Origin of the sequence: Pseudomonas retamae (assembly GCF_043496865.1) — a bacterium.
Taxonomy (GTDB): domain Bacteria; phylum Pseudomonadota; class Gammaproteobacteria; order Pseudomonadales; family Pseudomonadaceae; genus Aquipseudomonas; species Aquipseudomonas retamae.
Map to the genome: position 1 here is coordinate 281,842 of NZ_JBIEIL010000002.1, position 23,769 is coordinate 305,610.

23 protein-coding genes are annotated in these 23,769 nt (G+C 60.4%); 14 read left to right on the forward strand and 9 right to left on the reverse strand.

The features are described 5' to 3' along the window. The first annotated feature begins 260 nt into the window (after positions 1-260). The gene (gene acnB, locus ACGSLL_RS04400; protein WP_394503810.1) at positions 261-2,870 is read left to right on the forward strand and encodes a bifunctional aconitate hydratase 2/2-methylisocitrate dehydratase; all 2,610 of its coding nucleotides are present in this window, start codon (positions 261-263) and stop codon (positions 2,868-2,870) included. Positions 2,871-3,154: 284 nt separating this feature from the next. On the opposite strand, the gene ACGSLL_RS04405 is transcribed toward acnB, so the two are convergent. The 3 genes from ACGSLL_RS04405 to ACGSLL_RS04415 form a co-directional block, all read right to left on the reverse strand. After that, on the reverse strand, positions 3,155-4,435 hold the full coding sequence (locus ACGSLL_RS04405) for an HAAAP family serine/threonine permease (RefSeq protein ID WP_394503542.1): 1,281 nt from the start codon (positions 4,433-4,435) through the stop codon (positions 3,155-3,157). A gap of 242 nt (positions 4,436-4,677) precedes the next feature. After that, positions 4,678-4,860, reverse strand: coding sequence for a hypothetical protein (locus tag ACGSLL_RS04410; RefSeq protein ID WP_090282791.1), 183 nt, complete (start codon positions 4,858-4,860; stop codon positions 4,678-4,680). Positions 4,861-4,913: 53 nt separating this feature from the next. Continuing rightward, on the reverse strand, positions 4,914-5,108 hold the full coding sequence (locus tag ACGSLL_RS04415; RefSeq protein ID WP_394503545.1) for a hypothetical protein: 195 nt from the start codon (positions 5,106-5,108) through the stop codon (positions 4,914-4,916). 253 nt (positions 5,109-5,361) lie between these two features. Between ACGSLL_RS04415 and ACGSLL_RS04420 the strand changes: the two genes are divergently transcribed. The 7 genes from ACGSLL_RS04420 (at position 5,362) to ACGSLL_RS04450 (ending at position 10,968) form a co-directional block, all read left to right on the forward strand. Next, positions 5,362-5,745 carry a tautomerase family protein gene (locus ACGSLL_RS04420; protein WP_394503547.1) on the forward strand — a complete coding sequence of 128 codons (384 nt, stop codon included), beginning with the start codon at positions 5,362-5,364 and terminating at the stop codon, positions 5,743-5,745. Positions 5,746-5,966: 221 nt separating this feature from the next. Continuing rightward, positions 5,967-6,491 (forward strand): cysteine hydrolase family protein, encoded by a 525-nt coding sequence (locus tag ACGSLL_RS04425; protein ID WP_394503549.1) that lies wholly within the window; start codon positions 5,967-5,969, stop codon positions 6,489-6,491. Positions 6,492-6,835: 344 nt separating this feature from the next. After that, positions 6,836-7,330, forward strand: a complete 495-nt coding sequence (locus tag ACGSLL_RS04430; RefSeq protein WP_394503812.1) for a DUF4822 domain-containing protein — start codon at positions 6,836-6,838, stop codon at positions 7,328-7,330. 15 nt (positions 7,331-7,345) lie between these two features. Continuing rightward, the gene (locus tag ACGSLL_RS04435; protein WP_394503551.1) at positions 7,346-7,774 is read left to right on the forward strand and encodes a hypothetical protein; all 429 of its coding nucleotides are present in this window, start codon (positions 7,346-7,348) and stop codon (positions 7,772-7,774) included. Positions 7,775-7,945: 171 nt separating this feature from the next. After that, positions 7,946-8,914: a 2-hydroxyacid dehydrogenase gene (locus ACGSLL_RS04440; protein WP_394503553.1), complete on the forward strand. Its 969-nt coding sequence runs from the start codon at positions 7,946-7,948 to the stop codon at positions 8,912-8,914. Between the two features lie 196 nt (positions 8,915-9,110). Next, positions 9,111-10,178 (forward strand): phosphotransferase family protein, encoded by a 1,068-nt coding sequence (locus tag ACGSLL_RS04445; protein WP_394503555.1) that lies wholly within the window; start codon positions 9,111-9,113, stop codon positions 10,176-10,178. A 22-nt stretch (positions 10,179-10,200) separates the two neighbouring features. Further along, the gene (locus ACGSLL_RS04450; RefSeq protein ID WP_007911074.1) at positions 10,201-10,968 is read left to right on the forward strand and encodes an SDR family oxidoreductase; all 768 of its coding nucleotides are present in this window, start codon (positions 10,201-10,203) and stop codon (positions 10,966-10,968) included. 68 nt (positions 10,969-11,036) lie between these two features. Here ACGSLL_RS04450 and ACGSLL_RS04455 read toward each other — a convergent pair whose 3' ends face one another. The 6 genes from ACGSLL_RS04455 to ACGSLL_RS04480 all read right to left on the reverse strand — a co-directional run bounded on the left by ACGSLL_RS04455 (position 11,037) and on the right by ACGSLL_RS04480 (position 17,096). Further along, on the reverse strand, positions 11,037-11,249 hold the full coding sequence (locus tag ACGSLL_RS04455; RefSeq protein WP_394503558.1) for a hypothetical protein: 213 nt from the start codon (positions 11,247-11,249) through the stop codon (positions 11,037-11,039). A 221-nt stretch (positions 11,250-11,470) separates the two neighbouring features. Next, positions 11,471-11,725 carry a DUF1652 domain-containing protein gene (locus ACGSLL_RS04460; protein WP_394503560.1) on the reverse strand — a complete coding sequence of 85 codons (255 nt, stop codon included), beginning with the start codon at positions 11,723-11,725 and terminating at the stop codon, positions 11,471-11,473. Between the two features lie 138 nt (positions 11,726-11,863). Beyond that, positions 11,864-13,360 carry a helix-turn-helix transcriptional regulator gene (locus ACGSLL_RS04465; RefSeq protein ID WP_394503562.1) on the reverse strand — a complete coding sequence of 499 codons (1,497 nt, stop codon included), beginning with the start codon at positions 13,358-13,360 and terminating at the stop codon, positions 11,864-11,866. A gap of 159 nt (positions 13,361-13,519) precedes the next feature. Then, a complete protein-coding gene (locus tag ACGSLL_RS04470) occupies positions 13,520-14,413 on the reverse strand; it encodes a LysR substrate-binding domain-containing protein (RefSeq protein WP_394503564.1) in 894 nt (297 codons plus the stop codon). Positions 14,414-14,418: 5 nt separating this feature from the next. Continuing rightward, a complete protein-coding gene (locus ACGSLL_RS04475; protein WP_394503566.1) occupies positions 14,419-16,632 on the reverse strand; it encodes a xanthine dehydrogenase family protein molybdopterin-binding subunit in 2,214 nt (737 codons plus the stop codon). Continuing rightward, positions 16,632-17,096: a (2Fe-2S)-binding protein gene (locus tag ACGSLL_RS04480; protein ID WP_394503568.1), complete on the reverse strand. Its 465-nt coding sequence runs from the start codon at positions 17,094-17,096 to the stop codon at positions 16,632-16,634. The genes ACGSLL_RS04475 and ACGSLL_RS04480 overlap by 1 nt, the downstream gene beginning before the upstream one ends. A gap of 117 nt (positions 17,097-17,213) precedes the next feature. On the opposite strand from ACGSLL_RS04480, the gene ACGSLL_RS04485 reads away from it, so the two are divergent. From ACGSLL_RS04485 to ACGSLL_RS04510, 6 genes are all read left to right on the forward strand, one after another. Next, the gene (locus ACGSLL_RS04485; protein WP_394503570.1) at positions 17,214-18,104 is read left to right on the forward strand and encodes a LysR substrate-binding domain-containing protein; all 891 of its coding nucleotides are present in this window, start codon (positions 17,214-17,216) and stop codon (positions 18,102-18,104) included. A gap of 329 nt (positions 18,105-18,433) precedes the next feature. Continuing rightward, the gene (locus ACGSLL_RS04490; protein WP_208937865.1) at positions 18,434-19,363 is read left to right on the forward strand and encodes an amidohydrolase family protein; all 930 of its coding nucleotides are present in this window, start codon (positions 18,434-18,436) and stop codon (positions 19,361-19,363) included. 4 nt (positions 19,364-19,367) lie between these two features. Further along, a complete protein-coding gene (locus tag ACGSLL_RS04495) occupies positions 19,368-20,273 on the forward strand; it encodes an amidohydrolase family protein (RefSeq protein WP_103303313.1) in 906 nt (301 codons plus the stop codon). A 237-nt stretch (positions 20,274-20,510) separates the two neighbouring features. Continuing rightward, positions 20,511-21,896 carry a UbiD family decarboxylase gene (locus tag ACGSLL_RS04500; RefSeq protein WP_394503573.1) on the forward strand — a complete coding sequence of 462 codons (1,386 nt, stop codon included), beginning with the start codon at positions 20,511-20,513 and terminating at the stop codon, positions 21,894-21,896. Continuing rightward, on the forward strand, positions 21,893-22,522 hold the full coding sequence (locus tag ACGSLL_RS04505; RefSeq protein ID WP_394503575.1) for a UbiX family flavin prenyltransferase: 630 nt from the start codon (positions 21,893-21,895) through the stop codon (positions 22,520-22,522). The genes ACGSLL_RS04500 and ACGSLL_RS04505 overlap by 4 nt, the downstream gene beginning before the upstream one ends. A 74-nt stretch (positions 22,523-22,596) precedes the next feature. Then, positions 22,597-23,652: a CobW family GTP-binding protein gene (locus ACGSLL_RS04510; RefSeq protein WP_394503577.1), complete on the forward strand. Its 1,056-nt coding sequence runs from the start codon at positions 22,597-22,599 to the stop codon at positions 23,650-23,652. The last annotated feature ends 117 nt before the right edge of the window (positions 23,653-23,769 follow it).

The window sequence follows — 23,769 nt, forward strand, 5'->3', positions numbered from 1 at the left end:
GAAGCTGTTTTCAAAGCGTCACGAGCACAGTCGTTCCTTCAGAGCGGTGTTGGCGAAGGGTTTTTCCAGCGGGGAAAAGCCCAACGCCAACCCTCATCAGCTCCCCGTTCTGCAGGCGTAAAACTTTGAAAGCAGCTTCTGTAAGGAATGCTCGGTAATTCTGGCTAAGCGGCCCACAACGCCACGCAGCGCATGAGTACGAGCATTTCGCGACGAGCGTCCCGGACACCCATTTGGGACCACTGATGAGGGTAATAACTGTGCTTGAAGCCTACCGCAAACATATCGAAGAGCGTGCAGCCCTGGGTATCGTTCCCCAGCCGCTTAACGCCGAACAAACAGCAGGCCTGATCGAGCTGCTGAAGAACCCTCCGGCTGGCGAAGAAGCTTTCCTCGTTGACCTGATCACCAACCGCGTACCGCCTGGAGTGGACGAAGCCGCCTACGTCAAGGCCGGCTTCCTGTCTGCACTGGCCAAGGGCGAAGCCACCTCCCCTCTGCTGGACAAGAAACGCGCTGTAGAACTGCTCGGCACCATGCAGGGCGGCTACAACATCGTCACTCTGGTTGAACTGCTGGACGACGCCGAGCTGGCGCCAGTCGCCGCCGAAGAACTCAAGCACACACTGCTGATGTTCGACGCCTTCCACGATGTGGCTGAAAAAGCCAAGAACGGCAACGTTCACGCCAAGGCCGTGCTGCAATCCTGGGCTGACGGCGAGTGGTTCAAGAAGCGCCCGGTGCTGGCCGACAAGATCAGCCTGCGCGTATTCAAGGTCACCGGCGAAACCAACACCGACGACCTTTCCCCGGCGCCAGACGCCTGGTCGCGTCCTGACATCCCGCTGCACGCCCTGGCCATGCTGAAAATGGCCCGTGACGGCATCGTTCCGGACGAGCAAGGCAAAACCGGCCCGATGAAGCAGATCGAAGAAATGCGCGGCCAGGGCTTCCCGATCGCCTACGTCGGTGACGTGGTCGGTACCGGTTCTTCGCGTAAATCGGCCACCAACTCGGTGCTGTGGTTCTTCGGCGACGACATCCCGTACGTGCCGAACAAGCGCGCTGGCGGTTTCTGCTTCGGCAGCAAGATCGCTCCGATCTTCTACAACACCATGGAAGATGCCGGCGCCCTGCCGATCGAGTTCGACGTGTCGAACATGAACATGGGCGATGTGATCGACCTGTACCCGCACGCTGGCAAAGTCTGCAAGCACGGTAGCGACGAAGTCATCACCACCTTCGAAATGAAAACCCCGGTGCTGCTGGACGAAGTCCGTGCCGGCGGTCGTATCCCGTTGATCATCGGCCGTGGCCTGACCGAGAAGGCTCGCGCCGAACTGGGTCTGCCAGCATTCGATCTGTTCAAGAAGCCTGAAGCTCCGGCTGAAAGCACCAAGGGTTTCACCCTGGCGCAGAAAATGGTCGGCAAGGCCTGCGGTCTGGCGGAAGGCCAGGGCGTTCGTCCTGGCACCTACTGCGAACCGAAGATGACCACCGTGGGCTCTCAGGACACCACAGGTCCAATGACCCGTGACGAACTGAAAGACCTGGCGTGCCTGGGCTTCTCCGCTGATCTGGTGATGCAGTCGTTCTGCCACACCGCGGCCTATCCAAAGCCGATCGACGTGACCACCCACCACACCCTGCCTGACTTCATCATGACCCGCGGTGGCGTTTCCCTGCGTCCGGGCGACGGCATCATCCACTCGTGGCTGAACCGCATGCTGCTGCCGGATACCGTTGGTACCGGTGGTGACTCGCACACCCGTTTCCCGATGGGCATCTCGTTCCCGGCCGGTTCCGGTCTGGTAGCGTTTGCTGCAGCCACTGGCGTCATGCCGCTGGACATGCCGGAATCGATCCTGGTGCGCTTCAAAGGCAAGATGAAACCTGGCATCACCCTGCGTGACCTGGTTCATGCCATTCCTTACTTCGCCATCCAGAACGGTCTGCTGACCGTCGAGAAGAAAGGCAAGAAAAACGCCTTCTCCGGCCGCATCCTGGAAATCGAAGGTCTGGAAGGTCTGACCCTGGAGCAGGCGTTCGAACTGTCCGACGCCTCTGCCGAACGTTCGGCTGCCGGTTGCACCATCAAGCTGTCGAAAGAGTCGATCACCGAGTACCTGCAGTCCAACATCACCCTGCTGCGCTGGATGATCGGCGAAGGCTACGGCGATGCGCGTACTCTGGAGCGTCGCGCTCAAGCGATGGAAGCCTGGATCGCCAACCCTGAACTGATGGAAGCCGATGCCGACGCCGAATACGCCGAAGTCATCGAAATCGATCTGGCCGAGATCAACGAGCCTGTGCTCTGCGCGCCAAACGATCCGGACGACGCCCGTCTGCTGTCCAGCGTTGCTGGCGAGAAGATCGACGAAGTGTTCATCGGTTCGTGCATGACCAACATTGGTCACTTCCGTGCTGCCGGTAAGCTGCTGGATCAGGTCAAGGGTCAGCTGCCAACCCGTCTGTGGCTATCGCCGCCGACCAAGATGGACGCTCACCAGCTGACCGAAGAAGGCTACTACGGCATCTACGGCAAGGCCGGCGCACGCATGGAAATGCCAGGCTGCTCGCTGTGCATGGGTAACCAGGCACGAGTTGAGCCGAACAGCACCGTGGTCTCGACTTCGACCCGTAACTTCCCGAACCGTCTGGGCGACGGCGCGAACGTCTACCTGGCCTCGGCCGAACTGGCGTCCGTTGCTTCGATCCTGGGTCGCCTGCCGACCGTCGAGGAGTACATGGAATACGCTGGCAAGATCGACAGCATGGCGGCCGATGTCTACCGCTACCTGTCCTTCGACCAGATCGCCGAGTTCCGTGAAGCGGCTGCGAACGCCAAGATTCCGGTCGTTCAAGCCTAACGTTACAAAGTAATAAAAAACGCCGCCCATCGTGAGATGAGCGGCGTTTTTTTATGCCTGATGGAGGGTGATCGCCTGTTCGGGCCTCATCGCTGGCAAGCCAGCTCCCACAGGGACTTATGGCGCTTTCAAGAGGGTGAGTTTTACACATGACCCTGTGGGAGCTGGCTTGCCAGCGATGGCGGAGTGTCAGTCGACATCATTGCTAATGACTCACCGCTTGCGAGCCAAAAAAAACCGCTGTGCCCGAGCAGGCACAGCGGTTCTTATCGATTGAAGCCGCGCTACATCGCCAGTTTGTAAACCAGTGCCGAAATCGCCACTAGACCTACCGCCGTAACAAACACATTCGACGCCTGCCCACGATAGCGCGCCATGGCCGGCACTTTGCGAACCGCGTACATCGGCATCAGGAACAGAATCGCCGCGATCACCGGGCCGCCAATCGTCTCGATCATTCCCAGGATGCTCGGGTTCAGTGTCGCCACGATCCAGCAGACCACCAGCATGAGCGCCGCGACGATGCGATCCAGTGCCTTCGCCCCCGGACGCTTGCCGCTCTTGACGATCAAGCCTTTCAGACCTTCGCTGGCACCGATGTAGTGGCCGAGGAACGACTTGGAGATCGCCACAAACGCAATCAACGGCGCCGCAAAGGCAATGGTCGGGTTGCTGAAGTGGTTGGCCAGGTACGACAGGATCGACAGGTTCTGCGCCTTGGCCTCAGCCAGTTGCTCCGGCGACAGCGTCAGCACGCAACTGAACACGAAGAACATCACCATCAGCACCATCAATGCATGGGCGCGTGACAGGATCTGCGAACTGCGCTCCTCTGCGTGCTGGCCGTAGCGTCGTTTCTGATCGACCGCAAATGCCGAGATGATCGGTGAATGGTTGAACGAGAACACCATCACCGTAATCGCCAGCCACAGCGTACGCAACAGCTCAGACGGTGCCGGTACGTGCGATGCAGTGGCGAGAATGCCGCCATTCCAGTGCGGGATCAGGTAAACCGCGAGAAACAGCAGCGCAACGATAAACGGGTAGACCATCAGGCTCATTGCCTTGACGATCGCTTGCTCACCGCAGCGCACCACCGCCAGCAAACCAAGGATCAGCACGAACGACAGCAGCGCCCGTGGCGGCGGCGTGATGTGCAGTTGGTGTTCGAGGAAACTGGCGACCGTGTTGGTCAGGCCAACGCTGTAGATCAGCAGGATGGGGAAGATGGCGAAGAAGTACAGCAACGTGATCAGCGCACCGGCCTTGATGCCGAAATGCTGCTCGACCACTTCGGTGATGTCAGCGCCTTCACGCCCGGACAACACGAACCGCGTCAGGCCACGGTGCGCATAAAACGTCATCGGGAATGCCAGCAGCGCGAGGATCACCAGCGGCCAGAAGCCCCCCAGACCCGCATTGATCGGCAGAAACAGGGTGCCGGCGCCAATGGCGGTCCCGAACAGTCCCAACATCCAGGTGGTGTCCTGGCGATTCCAGCTTGAAAGTTCAGCGGGTGCTGCTGCATCAAAGCGCTCGTCGACGCTATTGGCCTGATCATTCATCCGGTCGGATCTCCGCATTCCGGTCACTTGCCACTCGGTCAGGACGCGTCGGAAAAAACCGACAGACATGCTCCGGCCGAAACAGGGGCGCGATTCTCCGTGATAAATCAACAGAAGCAAAGACTTAGCTGAGGAGTGGTTGTGCGGTGCAGATCTGGCCGGCGTCGTTTTCAGCGCAACAATGTCGTTAGTAGATATGAACGATGTCGTTTACGAAACGCCCCAACGATTATCATTACATCTCAAACGAATCGAACCAGCACCAATGCGAAGGCGATACCGATCGCAGCGATCAGCATTCCCACACCAAAAAGAACAATTGTTTCCCGCATCTCAGCCTTGTGAAAAGGCTTCATGGCTTCTCTGAAATCAAACTCATCTTGGTACAGCTTTTCAATCCTGGCTTTTCGTTGTTCCGAGTTCATACTGGCCTCTTATCTGGGTCGGTTGGTCGCTACGTGGTTCTGTCGACTATCACTTACGGTTTGAGGAAAAAGCCGAACAAAGTGGTGAGCGCAGCCAGAGCGGCAGCGCCGGCCACAAGGGGATAAAAGAACGTCTCCCTTTTCAACTTCGCCTCCTCCGCCAGCAGTTTGCGTCTCTCCGCCCCAAGTTTCTGTGCTTCCGTTTGTAGCTTTTCAATTTCTGCGCTTTCGCGATCATCAACAAACATGCGCCGTCCCTGGCTTTTTGCGGTATGCGCCTAAGCGCTATAGCGTCGATCGGCGTCGCGCCTTATGCCACTCATCATTTCGGTTTTACCCCCTGCTGGCTAGCAGACGGATCTGCCCGCTACGTAGGCAAAATCCGGGCATTCTGTAATCCAGCTCATACGCGAAATCCCTCATATTCCAGACCAAACACCCTGCCAATGTCGCGCGCTTGATCTAGTGTCAGAGATGCCCGCCATTTTCCCGGAGCCTTTCATGCCACTGGTTCGCGTCGACATTCAGCAAAACCCCAACCCCGAGTTCGCAAAGCGTATCGGCGAACAGATCTATGCCGCCCTGCGCAGCTGCATCGATGTGCCGGAACATGACAATTTTCAGATCCTCACCGAGCACGATGCGCAGCACTTGGTTTACGACCCGCAATACCTCGGCATTCAGCGCAGCGACGGCGTGGTGTTCATTCAGATCACCATCAGCGAGGGCCGGTCGGTGGAGAAGAAGCAACTGCTGTTCAAAACCATCGCCGATAACCTGCACGCTGAACTGGCGGTGCGTCGGGAAGACGTGTTTATCAATCTGATCGAGGTGAAGAAGGAGAACTGGTCATTCGGAAACGGCATCGCGCAATACGTTACCTGAGCGGTTGATTGACAGTGCGGCACCGGCGCCAGCATGATCGGCGGCATGAACCTTTGCGCGCTGCACCTCACCCGCACCACCACCACGACCGCCATCGGCGGGTCGTGGTGTTTTTGCCTGAGGTAAATCCAGCGCAGCAAACCCAGGGCCCCGCCAGCAATGGACGGGGCCTTGTTGTTTCTCCGTCCGTGCGGCATCTGCAACACTCAAGGAGAAACACCATGTCCGCAGCATTGTTGATTATCGATATGCAGGTCGGCCTGTTCCAGGGCCCGGAAAAACCACACGACAGCGAGCGCGTTCTGAGCAACATCCGGCGTCTGATCACTCAGGCCCGGGCCGGTCAGGTGCCGATCTTCGCTGCACGCCACACTGGCCCGGAAGGCTCGCCGATTGCCGCCGGCAGTCCATTCTGGCAACTGTTGCCAGCGCTTGAACTGGACGCTGACATCGACACCATTTTCAACAAGTCCCGCCCCAACGCCTTCCATGCGACCCGACTGGCACGGCAACTAGCCGCTGCGAACGTCGATGAACTTTATATCGTCGGCATGAAAAGTCAGTTCTGCATCGACAGTACCTGCCGCGCCGCCGCCGATCTGGGCTTCAAAACCTTGCTCGTCGCCGACGCCCACACTTGCATGGACACCGACGCACTGCCGGCCGCAGCGATCATCCAGCATCACAACGCAACCCTCGGAGCCGCCTTCGCGCGTTTGGTCAGCAGCGAAGAAGTAACGTTCTAAAGAAGCGATCGCGAGTTGACGCATTCCGATCTACTCAGGTTGCGTCAATCAGCTATTTGTAAGCGCATCCGTCGTCCTACAATATTGAGAGAACGGTTATCCGTAAAAGCGCAGCTAATTACGAAAAATATCTGCAAACAGGACTCAGCCTATAATTATTCAAGAATAATCCTACAACTCACGCCACCCTTAACAATTAAAAAAAAATTACCAAACAATAAAAAACGGCCCATTTGTTACAAGCAACTACTTGGCCATTGAACAACCTCCAGGACGAGGGCTATATTTTTCACGCTTGGAAGTCAGTTACCAATCGCACATGATTTGAAGTGCTCAGTAAGGATATGCGCATGCACAACAAAACGATTCTGTGGCTGTTACTTGCAGCGCTGTTTATTCCGAACATCAGTGCTGCCCAAACGACAGACATACGCCAACTGGCATCCTCGCCGCGATGGCTGACCACCAAGGTCTATATCGACGGCGCCCCTGAAACCGACGTCAAAGCGAAGTATCCCGGTGTTGTGGGTATATCGACGTGGGATCCTGAACGCAATCGATACGAATTCTTTTACACCGATACAGGTGAATCAAAATACAACAACGGTGGCGGTGGTTATTTCTTTATCACCGGCGATCAGAAACAGCACGTTCTTGTACCTGACATGGGTCCGATCAAAACCATTGTCAGACGTCTGGAAACACTGAATGACCGGGAGTTCACTTATTCCAGGGAAGTACCTCGCGACATGATTGAAACCAATGCGCCTGTACGCATTCATGTCGTCCACGCACCTTATACCGGAACCGTTCAAACCAGGTCCGCCATTACACAATAAGACAAGGAGTTGAATATGCTAAAGGCACTTAAAACCCTGTTGATGTCGACGCTACTGGCCTCTTCGGTGTATTGCGCGGGGGTTTACGCGCAAGCCGCCAGCCAACCGGCAAAAGCTGCCGTCGCCACGGCCGACAACGCGATGATGCTGACGGTGTTTCTGAAGCATGATCAGACCCGCCCGCTGAGCGAACTCAAGGCGCAGCTCGCGCAACAGGGCTTCTACAAGACCTTCCCGCCGGCCGGTGTCGAAGTGGTGAGCTGGAACATCATGATGGGCATCGGCCAGGTTGTCACCGTGCGCTTCCCCGCCTCTCGACTCGCAGAAGTGAACCTCGCGCTGGAAAACACCGCCTGGGGCAGTTATCGCACCGAGTTTTATCCAACCTACGATTTCAAGCCGATCGCGCTGGCCGAACAAGCCAAAGCCCAGACAGCCCAATGAGACCGGCAGCACAGCGGTTCACCGCTGTGCTGCTTCGCCTTGCTTCTTGCCCGAAGCCGTCCAGAATCAATGCACGACTGCGCGAATGATCATGGTTGCCAAAGCGCGGCGGATTCACCACGCTGAAACGATTTTCGCGATCCACCCGCCATTGATCTCAGGAGCCGTGCAATGCCCGCAACCGTTCTGGTACTGGTTGAAACCATCAATGACTATCTACCGATTCTTGAACATCAGGGCTTTCACCTGATCCTCGCCCCCACACCTGCCGAACGTGCGCAAGCCATTGCCAGTCACGGCAGCCGCATCGACGCAGTGCTGACCCGTGGCCCGCTGGGCCTTACCGCGGGGGAAATAGCCGCCCTGCCCGCGCTGAAGATCATCACCGTGATCGGCGCCGGTTATGAGCAGGTCGATCTGCAGGCAGCGAGCGATCGCGCGATTACCGTGACCAATGGCGCCGGGGTCAACGCCTCCTCGGTAGCCGACCATGCAATGGCGATGCTGTTGGCTCTGGTGCGCGATATACCCCGGTGTGACGCGGCCGTACGCCGCAGTGAATGGCCGAAAATCATGCGCCCTTCGCTGGCCGGCAAACGTCTGGGCATTCTTGGGCTCGGCGCGGTGGGCATGGCCATCGCCAAACGGGCCAATCTTGGTTTCGACATGTCGGTCAGTTATCACAACCGTCAGGTGCGCAGTGATGTGCCTTACGCGTTCTGCTCGACCCCGACCGAGCTGGCGCGGGCTGCGGATTTCCTGATCGTTGCTACCCCGGGTGGCATCGGCACGCAGCACCTGGTGACCCGCCCGGTACTTGATGCGCTGGGCCCGAACGGTTTCATCGTCAACATCGCCCGCGCCAGTGTGATCGATACGGCGGAACTGGTTGCGGCTCTCGAACAACGCCGGATCGCCGGTGCCGCGCTCGATGTGTTCGACCACGAGCCGCAGGTGCCTGACACCCTGAAAAGCCTCAGCAACGTATTGCTCACCCCACACGTTGCCGGCCTGTCACCGGAAGCCATGCAAGGCACGGTAGAGTTGGTGGGGAAAAACCTTGTGGCGTTCTTCGCCGGGCAAGCGGTGCTCACCCCCGTCGCGCTGCCGCCGCGCCTAAAGGACCAGCGCGTTTACTGAAGATCGCCAACATGGCTTTGCACCGTTAGCAGCCCATGCCTGCAGCCCTTTGCGGTTAGTGGAAAGGGCACATTCCCAAAGGTGATTATCCGGCAACACGCTAACCTATAAGACCGACCCGCGCTTGTCGGTGCACGAGCGTGCCATTAGATTAGCCAATGATGTCTGGCCTCCAAAATAAGCAGAAGGGATAAGCATGGCGCTTACTGACCAGTCCACCCGTATCCGCTCCGGCGAAGAACTCGATGCCAGCCTGATCGATCCGTACCTCAAAGCGCACATTCCAGGCCTGACCGGCACACCTGCAATCAGCCAGTTTCCCGGGGGTGCATCGAACCTGACCTACCTGCTCGAGTACCCGGAACAGGAGTTCGTCCTGCGCCGTCCGCCCTTCGGCCACAAGGCCAGGTCCGCCCATGACATGGGTCGCGAATTCCGCATCCTCAATCAATTGCGCGACGGCTTCCCGTATTGCCCGAAAGCCTATGTGCACTGCACCGACGAAGCGGTGATCGGCGCCGAGTTCTACGTGATGGAGCGCGTCAAGGGCATCATCCTGCGCTCGGATCTGCCGCCGGAACTGGGCCTCGACTCAGCGAAGACCGAAGCGCTGTGCAAAAGCTTCATCGATCGTTTCGTTGAACTGCACCGCGTCGACTACAGCGCCTGTGGCCTGGGCGATCTGGGCAAGCCCGAAGGCTATGTCGCCCGGCAGATCAAAGGCTGGAGCGAGCGCTACGAAAAAGCCCTGACCCCGGATGCGCCGCACTGGGAGCAGGTCAAAGCCTGGCTCAACGACAAGATGCCCGCCGACCATCCGACGTCAAGCATCGTCCACAACGATTACCGCTTCGACAACGTCATTCTTGATCCGCAGAACCCGATGCAGATCATCGGCGTGCTCGACTGGGAGCTGACCACCCTCGGCGATCCGCTGATGGACCTGGGCAACACCCTCGCCTACTGGATCCAGGCGGACGACCCGGCGCCGGTGCAACTGATGCGCCGCCAGCCGAGCCACGCGCCGGGCATGCTCACACGCCGTGAATTCGTCGATTACTACGCCGAGCGTTCGGGCATCCAGATCGATAATTTCGACTTCTACTACACCTACGGCCTGTTCCGTCTGGCCGGCATCGTGCAGCAGATCTACTACCGCTTCTACCATGGCCAGACCCAGGACAAACGCTTCGCGCAGTTCATTCACATGAACAAACTGCTGGAGCAGATGAGCCTGCAGGTCATTGCCAAATCGAGCCTCTGACGGCCCACACCAAGGAACCCCTATGTCCAAGACTCAGTTGTTCGACCTCGACGGCAAGATCGCTTTCGTCTCCGGCGCCAGCCGTGGCATTGGCGAAGCGATCGCCAAACTGCTGGCCCAGCAAGGTGCCCATGTGATCGTCTCGAGCCGCAAGCTCGATGGCTGCCAGCACGTCGCCGACGCGATCATCGCCGCTGGCGGCAAAGCCACCGCCGTGGCCTGCCACATTGGTGAAATGGAACAGATTGCTCAGGTGTTCGCCGGGATCAAGGAACAGTTCGGCCGCCTCGACATCCTGGTCAACAATGCGGCGACCAACCCGCAGTTTTGCAACGTGCTGGACACCGACCTGGGGGCGTTTCAAAAGACTGTCGATGTGAACATCCGAGGCTACTTCTTCATGTCGGTCGAAGCCGGCAAGCTGATGCGCGAAAACGGTGGCGGCAGCATCATCAACGTCGCCTCGATCAACGGCATCTCGCCAGGGATTTTCCAGGGCATCTACTCGGTGACCAAAGCGGCGGTGATCAACATGACCAAAGTATTCGCCAAGGAGTGCGCGCAATTTGGTATCCGCTGCAACGCCCTGCTGCCCGGTCTGACCGACACCAAGTTCGCCTCGGCACTGGTGAAAAACGATGCGATCCTGAAGCAGGCGCTGACCCAGATCCCGCTCAAGCGCGTGGCCGATCCAAGCGAAATGGCTGGCGCGGTGCTGTATCTGGCCAGCGATGCGTCGAGCTACACCACCGGTGTGGCGCTGAACGTGGACGGCGGTTTCCTGTCCTGATTGTCCATAGAGGTGCGAGCCCTGTGGGCGCGAGCGTGCTCGTTCCCACAGGTTTTTGTCAGCCGCTGTTACTGAGTGATGCAACGAGTAGTGGTGATGTGCCGGGTAACCTGCCCATCCATGTACATGTCACCGGCGACCTCGGTGTTTTCCATGACCTGACAGGTACGTTCCGGCGGTGGTGGCGGCGCCACTGGCGCCGGAGGTGGTGGACTGGCACAACCGACCAGCAATACAAACAGAAAAGCCAACGGCAACACGCGATTCCCGGGATTGTTCATAGGACGGCCCGCGGTGAATGAGAGACCAATTTCCGTGACCGAGCGGGTCACGGAAAACCTGACGACTCATTATTTATAGCCGAGACCCTTGCAAGTGCCAGTGAACAGGCTGTTTGAACGGGTTGGAGCTGTCGATTTTGCGTTGGGGTTCGAGTCAGTGAGGGAAAAGGCGCTGTAAGGTCGATCGCCTTCGCGAGCAGGCTCGCTCCCACACAAGCACATCAGAAGCCTGAATCTGCCGATGAGCGCAGAGAATTGCTTTCCAGTTCATAGCGCAATTCATCGACCAGCGCCTGCACCGACTCCGGTGTCCGCAACTCATCAAGCTTCAGACCGCTGATCACCAGGTCGACCGCCCCCGATTCTTTGTGATAGAGCTTCACCGTCAACGAATGATCGCCATCCACCGAACACTCACACGCCAGCGGCGGAAAACTGCGCTCAAGCTGCGCACGCAACTGTGCAAGATTCATCATTTGGGTTGTTCCTTTGGCTGCATCGAGGGGGACGCGGTCCCGTGCCAAAAAGGCTCGTACCGCACCCCACAAGCTTAAGAACTGGGCTCGCCGGCCAATACACGAATTTGCACCCGAATCACTAGTGCATTTGCACCCCTAGCGCTGCCCCTTGGCACCCCACTCGCCGGAAAACAATCCGCGTTCGCGGGCCCAGACGATCGCCTCGCTGCGGCTGTGCACGTCGAGCTTGGAATAGACAGTGGCAACATGATTGCGCACGGTATTGGGCGCCAGTTTCAGCCGTGCGGCGATTTCCTTGTCCGCCAGACCTTCACAGATCAGCCCCAGCACGTCGCGTTCGCGCGCGGTCAAATCAGTGAACGACGCACTCGGCAGTTGCGGCGAATTGATCTTTTTCACGTTCGCCAGTTTTTCAATCAGGGTACGACTGAACCACGACGCATCCTTCATCACCTCTTCAATCGCCGCGACCAGCTCCAGCTCGCTGCGCTTGCGCTCGGTCATGTCCATCAGCACCAGGAGATAGCAGGACGTGTCGTGGATGTTCACCGTATCGGCCGACACCGCGCATTCGAGCAATTCGTCGTCGCGCTTGCGCACGCGCACGTCGACCCGGTCGACCCGGCCGTTTGTTGCCAGCGCCGCCAGCAAGCGTGTGCGCTCGCCATCGTCGTCGATGAACTTCAGCTGGGTGACGGTTTTGCCAAGGACGTCATCGCTTTTATAGGCCAGCGTGTCGAGGAAGGCCTGGTTGACGTCGATGATCTCTTGCTGGTCGGCAGTGCAGATCAGAATCGGCACCGGGGTCAGGCGGAACGCCTTGGCGAAACGCTCCTCGCTCTGGCGCAGGGCGAGTTCGACCTTGCGCCGTGGCTCCATGTCGACGAAGGAAAACAGCATGCAATTCTCATCGTTGAGCAACAGCGGTTGCCCGGCGACGATCACTTGCTTGCTGCCGCCATCGGGCAGGCGCAGTTCCGCCTGCATCTGCGGGATGGTCGCAACGTCGCGCAGGCGCTGGATGGCCAGATCGCGTTTTTCGGCCTGCTCGAAGATATCGATTTCGTACGCCGAGGTGCCGATCACCTGCTCGCGGCTGTAACCGGTCATTTCGAGGAACCCCGGATTGACCTTGATATAGCGCAAGTCGCTGAGGCGACAGATCACCGCTGGCGCCGGGTTGGCATTGAAAGTTTTTTCAAAACGCAGCTCGGCATTGGCCCAGTCGGTGACGTCGCTCATGATCAGCACCAGCGACTCGGGCTGGCCCAAACGGTCGGTCAGCACCATGCTGCGCACGCTGTGCACCCAGATGCGCTCCGGGTCATCAGCGGGCGAGACTTCGATCAGCACGTCATTGAACATTTCGCAGCGCGCGACGCGGCTGATCGGATAGTTCTCCGGGGGCAACGTGTGATTGTTGCGATAGCGCAGACTGAAGCGCTTGGCGTATTCCTCGGCATTGGTGCCCAGCTCGCCAATCCGGCTGACGCCATGCATGGCCAGCGCTGCTTCGTTGGCCCACAGAATGCTTTGATCGAGCTCCAGCAGAATCACCCCGTCGGACAGCCCGGCGATGATCTGCTGCAACTGGCGACGGTTGGTTTCGGTGGTCAGGACTTCCTGGCTCATTGGATCTCCACACAGTGAGGCGGCTCGGTGAAGACTACGACCGCAGCGGCTCGATATCGTGCGGGGCCAGGTTGCCGCAGCGCAATATCCCCGCTGGAGCCCGTTTTTCTCCTGTCACCACAGATCACTGTGGGAACCAGCCTGCTGGCTCCCATAGGTTTAGTGTTGATCTGGAGTTTCGGCCAGCTCACGCAAGGTGTCGAGGAACAGTTTCAATACCGGCGACGCATCATCCGCGCGGTAAGTCGCATACAGCGGCACTTCCGGCAACGCCGGGGTCAGGCGGCGGAATACCAGCCCGGCCGGGGCCAATTGCTCGATCGACGCTGGCAACAGCGCCACGCCAAAACCGGCGCGCACCAGGCTGAGCAGGGTTTGCACCTCGATTACCTGCTGTCGGATCTGCGGGGTGAAGCCGGCCTGGACGCAGCACTGATAAAGAAAATTGGCGAACCGCGACTGCTTCAGTTCCAGCGCCACGAACGGTTCCTGCGCCAGATCCGCGGGGTCCAGCGTCGCGCGCCGGGCCAACGGGTGGTCCGCCGGCATGACCACGTTGATCGGCTCGTAGATCAGCAGTTCGTTGCGCAACTGCGGATCGTCGTAGCCGACCCGAAAGACGCAGGCATCGATGCGCTTTTCCTTGAGGGCCTTGACCTGCGCCGCCGGGGTCATTTCATGCAGGCGCCAGGTGACTTGCGGATAGCGTTCGCGAAACAGGTGCAGCGCCTTGGGCAGGACGCCGACCATCACCGAGCTGATCATGCCGATTTCCAGCTCGCCCAGTTGCCCGCGCCCGGTCTGCCGGGTCAGGTCCAGCGCGCGCTCAAGCTGCTCGAACACCAGCGGCGCCTGTTCCTTGAGCATCTGCCCCGCCGCCGTCAGGTCGACGCGATGATGGCTGCGCTCGAACAACGGCGTGCCGAGTTCTTCCTCCAGCAGACGAATCTGCTGGCTCAACGGCGGCTGGCAAATGTGCAACCGTTCGGCGGCCCGGCCGAAATGCAGTTCATCGGCCAGAGCCATGAAATACCGCAGCAGGCGCAGGTCCATGGCGCTTATCCGAGGTTCAGCGGCGTCGAGCGCTGGCGCACACCGGTCAAGGCAAACAGCGCATTGGCGATGGCCGGCACCACCGATGGACTGCCGAGCTCACCGACCCCACCGGGTTTGCCCGGCTCGCCATCCAGCACGACGATGTCGGTGACGGGCATGTCCGCCATGCGCGGCACACGATAATCGTGGAAATTGCTCTGCACCACCCGCCCCTGCTTGATGTCGAGGCGGTCGAATAACGCGTGGCCGAGCCCCCACATCAGCCCGCCGTAGATCTGCTCCTCGACACCGCCCGGCGATACCGCCAGACCGCAATCGACCACGCACGTGAGCTGTTCGACTTTTGCCTTGCCATCGACCGTCGCAACGCGCGCGACCACGGCAATAAAACTGCTGTAGCCCTGATTGGTTGCAAGGCCCAGCGCCGTTCCCGCCAGCAATGGCTTGCCCCAACCGGCGCGTTCGGCAGCCTGTTTGAGCACCGCCACATGCCGTGGCCGCTCGTGCATATTGGCCAGGCGGAACGCCAACGGATCTTGCCTGGCGGCATGCGCCAGCTCATCCATGAAACTTTCGACGGCGAACACATTGGGGATGAAACTCACTGAGCGATACCAGCCGCTGGGTACCTGGCTTTCATGTTTGACCCAGTTCAGATCGAGGTGCGGCGGGCGGTAGGCAAAATCCCACGCGGTGATCGCCTCGGTGGTGCTGTAGTCCATGTGGTCCGGGCGCTGGAAATAACCCGGCTCCCATTGTTCCGGCGAGGCTGGCGACACCGCATGCAGTTGCAACGCGCTGAGTTTACCGTGCGCATCGAGCGCGCCTTTGATCCGGTGCAATGTTGCCGGGTGGTTGAACAGCGCATGCATTTCATCTTCGCGGCTGTTCAGCAGCTTCACCGGCACGCCGGTTTTCTGCGCCAGAAACGCGACCTCAAACAACCAGTATTTCGCCTCCCGCGCGCCGAAGCTGCCGCCCGATACCCTCTCATGAATGGTCACGTTGGCCTTGTCGATGGCGCACACGGTCTGCGCCGCCTCCAGTGCCATCGAGGGCACCTGCACGCCGCCCCAGTAGGTGATCGCGTTGTTCTTCACCTGCGCGGTGATACAGATCGGCTCCAGCGGGTTTTGCACTTTGTAAGGCATGGTGTAATCGGCTTCGAGCAACTGTGCCGCACCCGGCCATTGCCCGCTGACATCGCCGTGCGCCATGGCTTTGACCGTTTGTGTGTTCGGCTCGCCAATTGCCTTGGCCTGGGCGTCGAACAATCGGTCGCTGTCGAACCCGGCCAGCGGCGAATCGCTCCACTGGATCGCCAGCACCTTGCGCCCTTCCTGCGCCGCCCAGAACGTATCGGCCAGCACCGCGACACCTTCCAGATTGCCGCCGAGCACATCGGGACGCCCCGGAACCGCCAGTACCTGGCGCACGCCAGGGACCTGTAAAGCTGCCGCCGAATCGACGCCGAGGACTTTCGCTCCAATGACCGGCGCGCGCTCTATCACCGCCACCAGCATGTCCGGCAATTGCACGTCAATGCTGTACTGGAATTGTCCGCACACCTTGGCTGCGGCGTCACGTTTGTGGCGCAGTTTGCCGATGTAGTTGAATTGCGCCGGGTCTTTCAGGGTGACGTTGGCCGGCGCTGGCAGAGTCGCCGCCACGCTGGCCAGTTCGCCGTAACCGAGGCTGCGTTTGCTCGCCGCGTGTAGCACCCGACCGTCTTCTGTCGCGCAACTGTCAGGGCTGACTTTCCACTGCTGCGCGGCCGCCGTGATCAGCAGCGCGCGCGCCGTGGCGCCGGCCATGCGCAGGCGCTCGTATTCCAGCGACACACTGGTGCTGCCGCCGGTGGAAAAAACTTTCCAGACCGGATGAATGTAGCTTTCGAAAAACGGGTCTTCGGGGGTGATGACCTGCACGGTCATCGGATTAACGTCCAGTTCTTCGGCCACGCACGCGGCCAGTGCGGTGTGCGTGCCGGTGCCGGAATCGTGTTTGTGCACCACCAGTTTCACCGTGCCGTCGGGTAGCACTCGCACCCAGGCATTGGGCTCAAATTCGCGAGCGGGTGCCGGGGCTTTCGGGTCGGTGGCCGCCATGCCGCCGGGCAGGTACAAGGCAATCGCCAGGCCTGAAGCAACGGTTGCCGCTTGTTTGAGAAACACCCGGCGCGGCAGTTCGATACGGCTGTCGTCGAGGCGGCTCATCAGGCCTCCTTCGGCGCATTCGCCGCGCGTTTGATCGCCTTGTTGATGCGCCCGTACGTACCGCAGCGGCAGATGTTGCCCGACATCGCGTTGCGGATCGAATCGTCGGTCACCGCCGCGCCGGTGTTGAGCAGCGCCGCCGCCGACATGATCTGCCCGGATTGACAGTAGCCGCATTGCGGCACATCTTCGGCGACCCAGGCCACTTGCAGCGGATGATTCTGCGTCGGCGACAAACCTTCGATGGTGGTGATGCTGTGGCCCGCGACGGCGGCCAGCGGCAACTGGCAGGAACGCACCGCGACGCCGTCCAGGTGCACGGTGCAGGCACCGCACAGGCCCATGCCGCAGCCGAATTTGGTGCCGGTGAGTTTCAGTTGATCACGCAATACCCATAACAAGGGCATGGAGGGGGACGCCTCATCCAGCTCGCGTCGTTCACCGTTAACCGTGAATGCAATCATTGTCAGGCTCCAGGAGAGCGGCCCGTCTTTGTGCGGGCCTGTCACCGATTATTGGAAGCCGCGACGATTTGCGGCCAGCGACGTTTTCTGCCAACCGGTGTAAGCAGGACTAACAACATGTACAAGCGATACCCGTCGGTGCAGTCCATGAGCGCGTTTATCCATGCGGCGCGCAGCGGCAGTTTCTCCAGCGCCGCGCGCAAGCTCGACCTGACCCACAGCGCGATCAGCCAACAGATCCGCGCCCTCGAGGATTTCATCGGCCAGCCGCTGTTCGTGCGTGAGGGGGGCGGCAGCAATCTGACCGACGCCGGGCAGTTGTTTGCCAGCGTGTTGTCCGATGGTCTGGCACAGATCGACCGGGCCTTGTCCTCGGTGAAAAACCGCAGCGTGGCGCAGCGCCTGACTCTGGATGTGGACAGCGAACTGGCACAGAACTGGCTCAATCCGCGCTTGCCGCAGTTGCTCGACGGGCTGCCGGATTACGAGGTAACGCTGCTGTCGATGCCGCGTAGTGATCGCAGCACGTTCGAGCGCGTGGATCTGGCCTTGCGCTATGGCTATGGCGATTGGGATGACTGCGAAATGACCCAGATCTGTGGCGATCGGGTGTTGGCCGTGGCTTCGCCTGCGCTGCTGGAACGCTATGGGTTGCAGCTGCCGCTAAGCCCGGCGCAAATTCTGCAATTGCCGCTATTGGGCTACACGCGGCGCTCGTGGATTCCATGGCTGGATGCCGCCGGCATGAGCCCGACCGAACCGCCGGCGCGGGTGATTTTCGATAATGCCGCCAACCTGATTGCCGCCGCCGAGGCGGGCGTCGGTGCAGGGCTGGTGCGCGGTTTGTTGGCCGCCGATGCGTTGCGCAGCGGGTGCCTGGTGGCGTTGAACGAGGCGCAGATTGCCGCGCATTACAACCTCTATGCCGTATGGCCACATGGCCAGGCCGAACGCGTGGCGCCGGTGGTTGAAGTGATCAGGCAGTTGGCCCTGCAAACGCAGCAATGACGCCTTCGCGAGCAGGCTCGCTCCCACAGTTTGACTGCGTTTATCCAACTGGAATGCAATCCCTGTGGGAGCGAGCCTGCTCGCGAAGAGGCCGGCACGTTCACCACAAAACCAAAACCATATCGAACGCATATCACCACCGCGCCCAATTAATATTGTACGAACCTCTCCCCCCTTTCCAATACTCGCCCTCAGCAGCCACCCACCCGGGCCGGATGCGAACAGGCGAGGGAATGCGCGAATCCTGCGCATAGCAACGGCCGATTGCCCGGGACGTGGATGCCGAGAGCCGCAAGGCTCCCTTCCCCGCTATCAGGAGATCGACTGCAATGATCATCGATATCAGCTGCTATCCCACCGATCTGGTGGACCTCGCCTGGAGGCATGACGGTGACCCGTTCACTGGCGAGCGTCTGCTGCAGATGATGGATGGCCCGTACATGGTCAACGGCAAACCTCGCCGCATCGACAAAGCCTTCATCCAGCCGCCGCAGGGCAACACCATCTACACCTGGACCGACGGCGAGCTGAGTGGCCGCGAATCCATCGACGCCTACATGGCCTACACCTTGAAAATGGTCCAGACCTACCCGGACCGCTTCATCGGCTGCTTCGTCTACAACCCCCGCTGCGGTGTGCAGAACGGCGTCGAGGCGATCGAGCGCTACGTCAAGGAACACGGTTTCAAAATGGTCCAGATGCAGGCCAACATGCACGCCTACCGGCCTGACCGGGCCCTCGACTGGGTGCGCCCGTGCTTCGAGAAATGCGCCGAGCTGGGCATTCCGGTCAAGCTGCACACCGGCGACGGGCCGTACAGCATCCCGTCGGAATGGGTGCCGATGATCAAGGAATTCCCCAACGTCGATTTCATCATGGCCCACTTTGGCGTGCAGACCGGCGGCGTCTACGTATTCGAGCCGATGCAATGGGCGATGGAGTTGCCCAACGTCTACTGCGAATCCGGCTGGTGCCTGCAATCGCGAATCGTCGAGTTCGCCAAGGTCTTGCCGACCCACAAGATCCTCTTCGGCACCGACACCCCGCCGAACGAACCGGGCATGTGGCTGCGCCTGCTTGAAGTGCTGTGCCACGAGCCACCGCAGGGTCTGAACCTCGACGAGGACACCCTCGAAGATTACCTGGGCAACAACACCGCGCGCATGATCGGCCTCGAGCCGACCCCGCCACCGCGTTCCGTTTCCGAAGCAGAGGCGCAACTCAAGCGCCCCGTCACCACCCAATTGGCCAGGAGCTGAAGCGATGATCATCGACACCCATCTGCACCCCACCAACCTGGTCGACGAGGCCTGGCGCCACACCGGCGAACCGTTCACCGGCGAGCGCATGCTCAAGCTGATGGACGGCCCGTACATGATCAACGGCAAGCCGCGCCGCATCGACATGGGTTTCATCCAGCCGCCACCTGGCAACACCGGTTACCGCGATGGCAACCGCCGGGGCCGCGAGGGCGTGCGCGACTACATGTCGTATATCGCCGAACTCTGCGTGAAATACCCGGACCGCTTTATAGGCAACTTCAACTTCAACCCGCGCTGGGGACCGGAAAACGGAGCGGCGGAGCTGGAATTCCACATCAAGGAATACGGGTTCAAGATGCTCAAGCTGCACGCCAACATGCACGGCTATCGCCCGGACCGCGCACTCGACTGGCTGCGCCCGGCCATGAAGGTCTGCGCCAAGTACAACATCGTCGTGCTGATCCACACCGGCGACGGCCCGTACACGATTCCGACGATGTTCTACCCGATCATCCGCGAGTTCCCGATGGTCAATTTCATCATCGGCCACTTCGGTATCCAGACCGGCGGCAACTACTCGTTCGAAGCGTTCTGGATGGCCATGGACACGCCGAACGTCTATTGCGAATCAGGCTGGTGTTTCCAGTCGCGGATCGTCGAGTTCGCCAAGGAGCTGCCGCGCAACAAGATCGTGTTCGGCACCGACTCGCCGCCGAACGAACCGGGCATGTGGCTGCGCGAACTGGAGGTGCTGTGCTCGCCGGCACCGCAAGGGCTGGGCATCGATGAGGATCATCTCGAAGACTATCTGGGCAACAACATCGCCCGGTTGTGCGGGATCGAACCGACACCACCGCCCAAGGATCTGGTCGAGGCCGATATTCGCCTGACCACCACGTACCTGTAGCCACACCCCCTGTGGGAGCGAGCCTGCTCGCGAAAGCGGTGGATCAGTCGCCATCAGCTTTGAATGACATACCGCATTCGCGAGCCGGCTCGCTCCCACGGGGGCCAGTGTTACCACCAACACACAGCGACTTTACAGGCACGAAGATGACCCGGCGCGCGCACGACCGGCAGGCCAACGGCTGGCCGTGCGATCGCCCTTTCACCCCTGCGTGCCTGCTTTTTACGAGGTGACACCATGACCCGTTCGACGCTCGGCGATTCCCAGGACTTTCACGTATTTATCGACGCCTATCGCCGCGAGTACCCGGACGATGTGCTGACCCTCAGCCAACCAATTTCCGCCGATCAGGACGTCACCGCCCTGGTCGATGCCCTCGCCGCCGAGGGACGCGATCCGCTGCTGATCTGCGAAAACGTCGGCAAGCTCGGCGTGCCGGTGGCGACCAACCTGTTCGCATCCCGCACACGTATCGCACGCTTGTTCGGCGTCACCCCGGCGCAACTGCACGAAACCTTTCAGAGCCGCGCCAACCAACCCATCGCCCCCCGCTACGTCGAAAGCGGGCCGATCTTCGACGAAGTGTTCGAAGGCGAAGCGGTCGACCTCGCCCTGTTACCGATGCTCAAGCATTTCGACAGCGATCGCGGCCCGTATATCACCAACGCGATCATCATCGCCGAGGACCCGATCACCGGCATCGCCAACATGAGCTATCACCGCTCGATGCGCCACGCCCGTCAGGCGCTCGCCACCAGCCTGCATTCACGCGGGCATTTGTGGTGGATGCTGCAGACCGCCCGAGAGCGCGGGGAAGAATTGCCGGTGGCGATGGTGGTCGGCGCTCACCCGTTGTTCATGCTCGCCGCCGCTGCACGCCTGCCCTACGGCAGTGATGAACGCGCAGTGGCCGGCGGCCTGTTCGGTGCGCCGCTGGAACTGGTGAAAACCCCGCGCTACGGCATCGGCGTGCCGGCCTATGCCGAGTTCGTCCTCGAAGGCGCGATAGACCCGGCGGCCTACGCCGAGGAAGGTCCGTTCGGCGAATTCAGCGGTTACTCCTCGGACCGCTCGACCAATAACGTGCTGCGCGTCGACACCCTGCTGCGGCGCAAGGACGCCTGGCTGGTCGACGTCATGGGCGGCCGCTACGCCGAACATCTGACCCTGGCGCGCCTGCCGCGCGAGGCGGAAATGAGTGAAAAACTCAAGGCACGGTTCCCCGCCGTCACCGCCGTGCACTATCCCAATTCCGGCACGCATTTTCACTGCTACGTGGCGCTGGAACAGAGCCGCGACGGCGAAGCGCGGCAGATCATGCTGGCGCTGCTCGGCTGGGATCCGTACCTGAAAACCGTGATCGCCGTGGACAGCGATATCGACATCAGCGATGACAGTCAGGTGTTATGGGCGCTGGCCACGCATTTCCAGCCGCATCAGGACCTGTTCACCATCGACGGTTTACCGGGCAGCCCGCTCGACCCATCCTCGTCGGTGAACGGCACGACGTCGCGCATGGGCCTGGATGCCACACGCGGTTCGGCTTTCGACGGGATCAAGGCGCAGCTTGACGGCGATGTGCTGGAGCGTGCGCGGCAGTTGATCAAAGGGCTGCAAGCGTGAACCGCCAGCGCCTGGTGGTCGGCATCAGCGGCGCGTCCGGGTTCATTTACGGCGTGCGTCTGCTCGAATTGCTGGCGGATCTGGACATCGAGAGCCACCTGATCATCAGCCGCGCCGCGCTGCTGACCATGGCCCACGAAACCGACTACAAACTCGCCGACGTCACCGCGCTGGCCAGCCATTACCACCGCGCCGACGACATCGCCGCCGGGATCGCCAGCGGTTCGTTTCGCTGCCTCGGCATGGTGGTGGCGCCGTGTTCGATGCGCACGCTGGCGGAGATTGCCACCGGCACTTCCTCTGGGCTGATCGCCCGCGCCGCCGACGTCACGCTCAAGGAGCGGCGCACGCTGGTGCTGATGGCCCGCGAAACTCCGCTGACCCTGGCGCACCTGCGCAACATGAGCGCCGTCACCGACATGGGCGGCATCATCGCCCCGCCGGTGCCGGCCTTCTACGCCCGCCCGCAGAGCCTGGTGCAAATGGTCGACCACAGCCTCGGCCGCGTGCTTGACCTGTTTGGCCTTGATGCCGGCGTCGCCCACCGCTGGCAAGAACACCAAGAACCCTGTGGGAGCGAGCCTGCTCGCGAAGGCGGTGGAACAGTCGCTATCACCGCTGACTGACACACCGCATTCGCTAGCAGGCTAGCTCCCACAGTTGACCGTACTCGTCAAAAAAAACAGGCAAGGAGATCCAGATGAACACGCCCTTCAACGCCCCAACCCGCAACAACAAAATCCCCGTGACCATCCTCACCGGTTTCCTCGGTGCCGGCAAAACCACCCTGCTCAATTACATCCTCAAGGAAAACCATGGCCGCAAGATCGCTGTGATCGAAAACGAGTTTGGCGAGGTCGGCATCGACGGCGATCTGGTGCTCAGCTCCGAAACCGAAGAAATCTACGAAATGGTCAACGGCTGCGTGTGCTGCACTGCCGAGGTTCGCGAGGATCTGGTGCGCATCGTCCGCGAGCTGGTGGCGCGGCCGGTGCGCCTCGATCACATCCTGATCGAAACCAGCGGTCTGGCCGATCCGTATCCGGTGGCACAAAGCTTTTTCATCAATGACCCGATTGCCGACGAAGTCGAACTCGACGCGATCGTGACCATGGTCGACGCCAAACACATCGCCCAGCACCTGGAGGATCTGCAACTGGACGGCGTCGATAATCAGGCGGTGGATCAGATTGTCTGTGCCGACCGGATTGTCATCAACAAGGTCGATCTGGTGAGCGCCGACGAGGTGGAAACCCTGCGCGGCAAAATTCGCGGCTTGAACGCCACCGCGGATCTGGTGACCTCAACCCACGCCCAAATCGACCTGACGAAAATCCTTGGCATCGGCGCCTTCGAAAGCACCCAGAAGCTGATGGAAATCGGCGCCGAACCCGAGCATCACGACCACCACGACCATCACTCCGAACACGCCATTGAAGAGCATGACCACCAACACGATCCAAGCGTGTCATCGGTGGGCATCGCCGTCGACGGCGCGGTCAACCTGATGGCGTTCCACCGCTGGATCAGCGAGCTGCGCTCTTCCCAGGCCGACAACCTGTACCGCATGAAAGGCGTGCTCGCGGTGGCCAACGAAGACCAGCGCTACGTGCTGCAAGGTGTGCACAGCCTGGTGGAATTCCGCGCCTCGACGCTATGGGGCACGGAGCCCCGCTCGAGCAAGATCGTGTTCATCGGCCGCGACCTGGATCGCGCGGCCCTGAATCAGGGCTTCGCCGCCTGCCTGGCAGGCTGAAACAAGGCATCGGAGCCGGTGGATGGCGGCTTCGCAGCACGAATGACTGATGCCTGTCAGCAAATGCAGCAAAACCTGTGGGAGCGAGCCTGCTCGCGAATGCGGTGGGCCATTGAA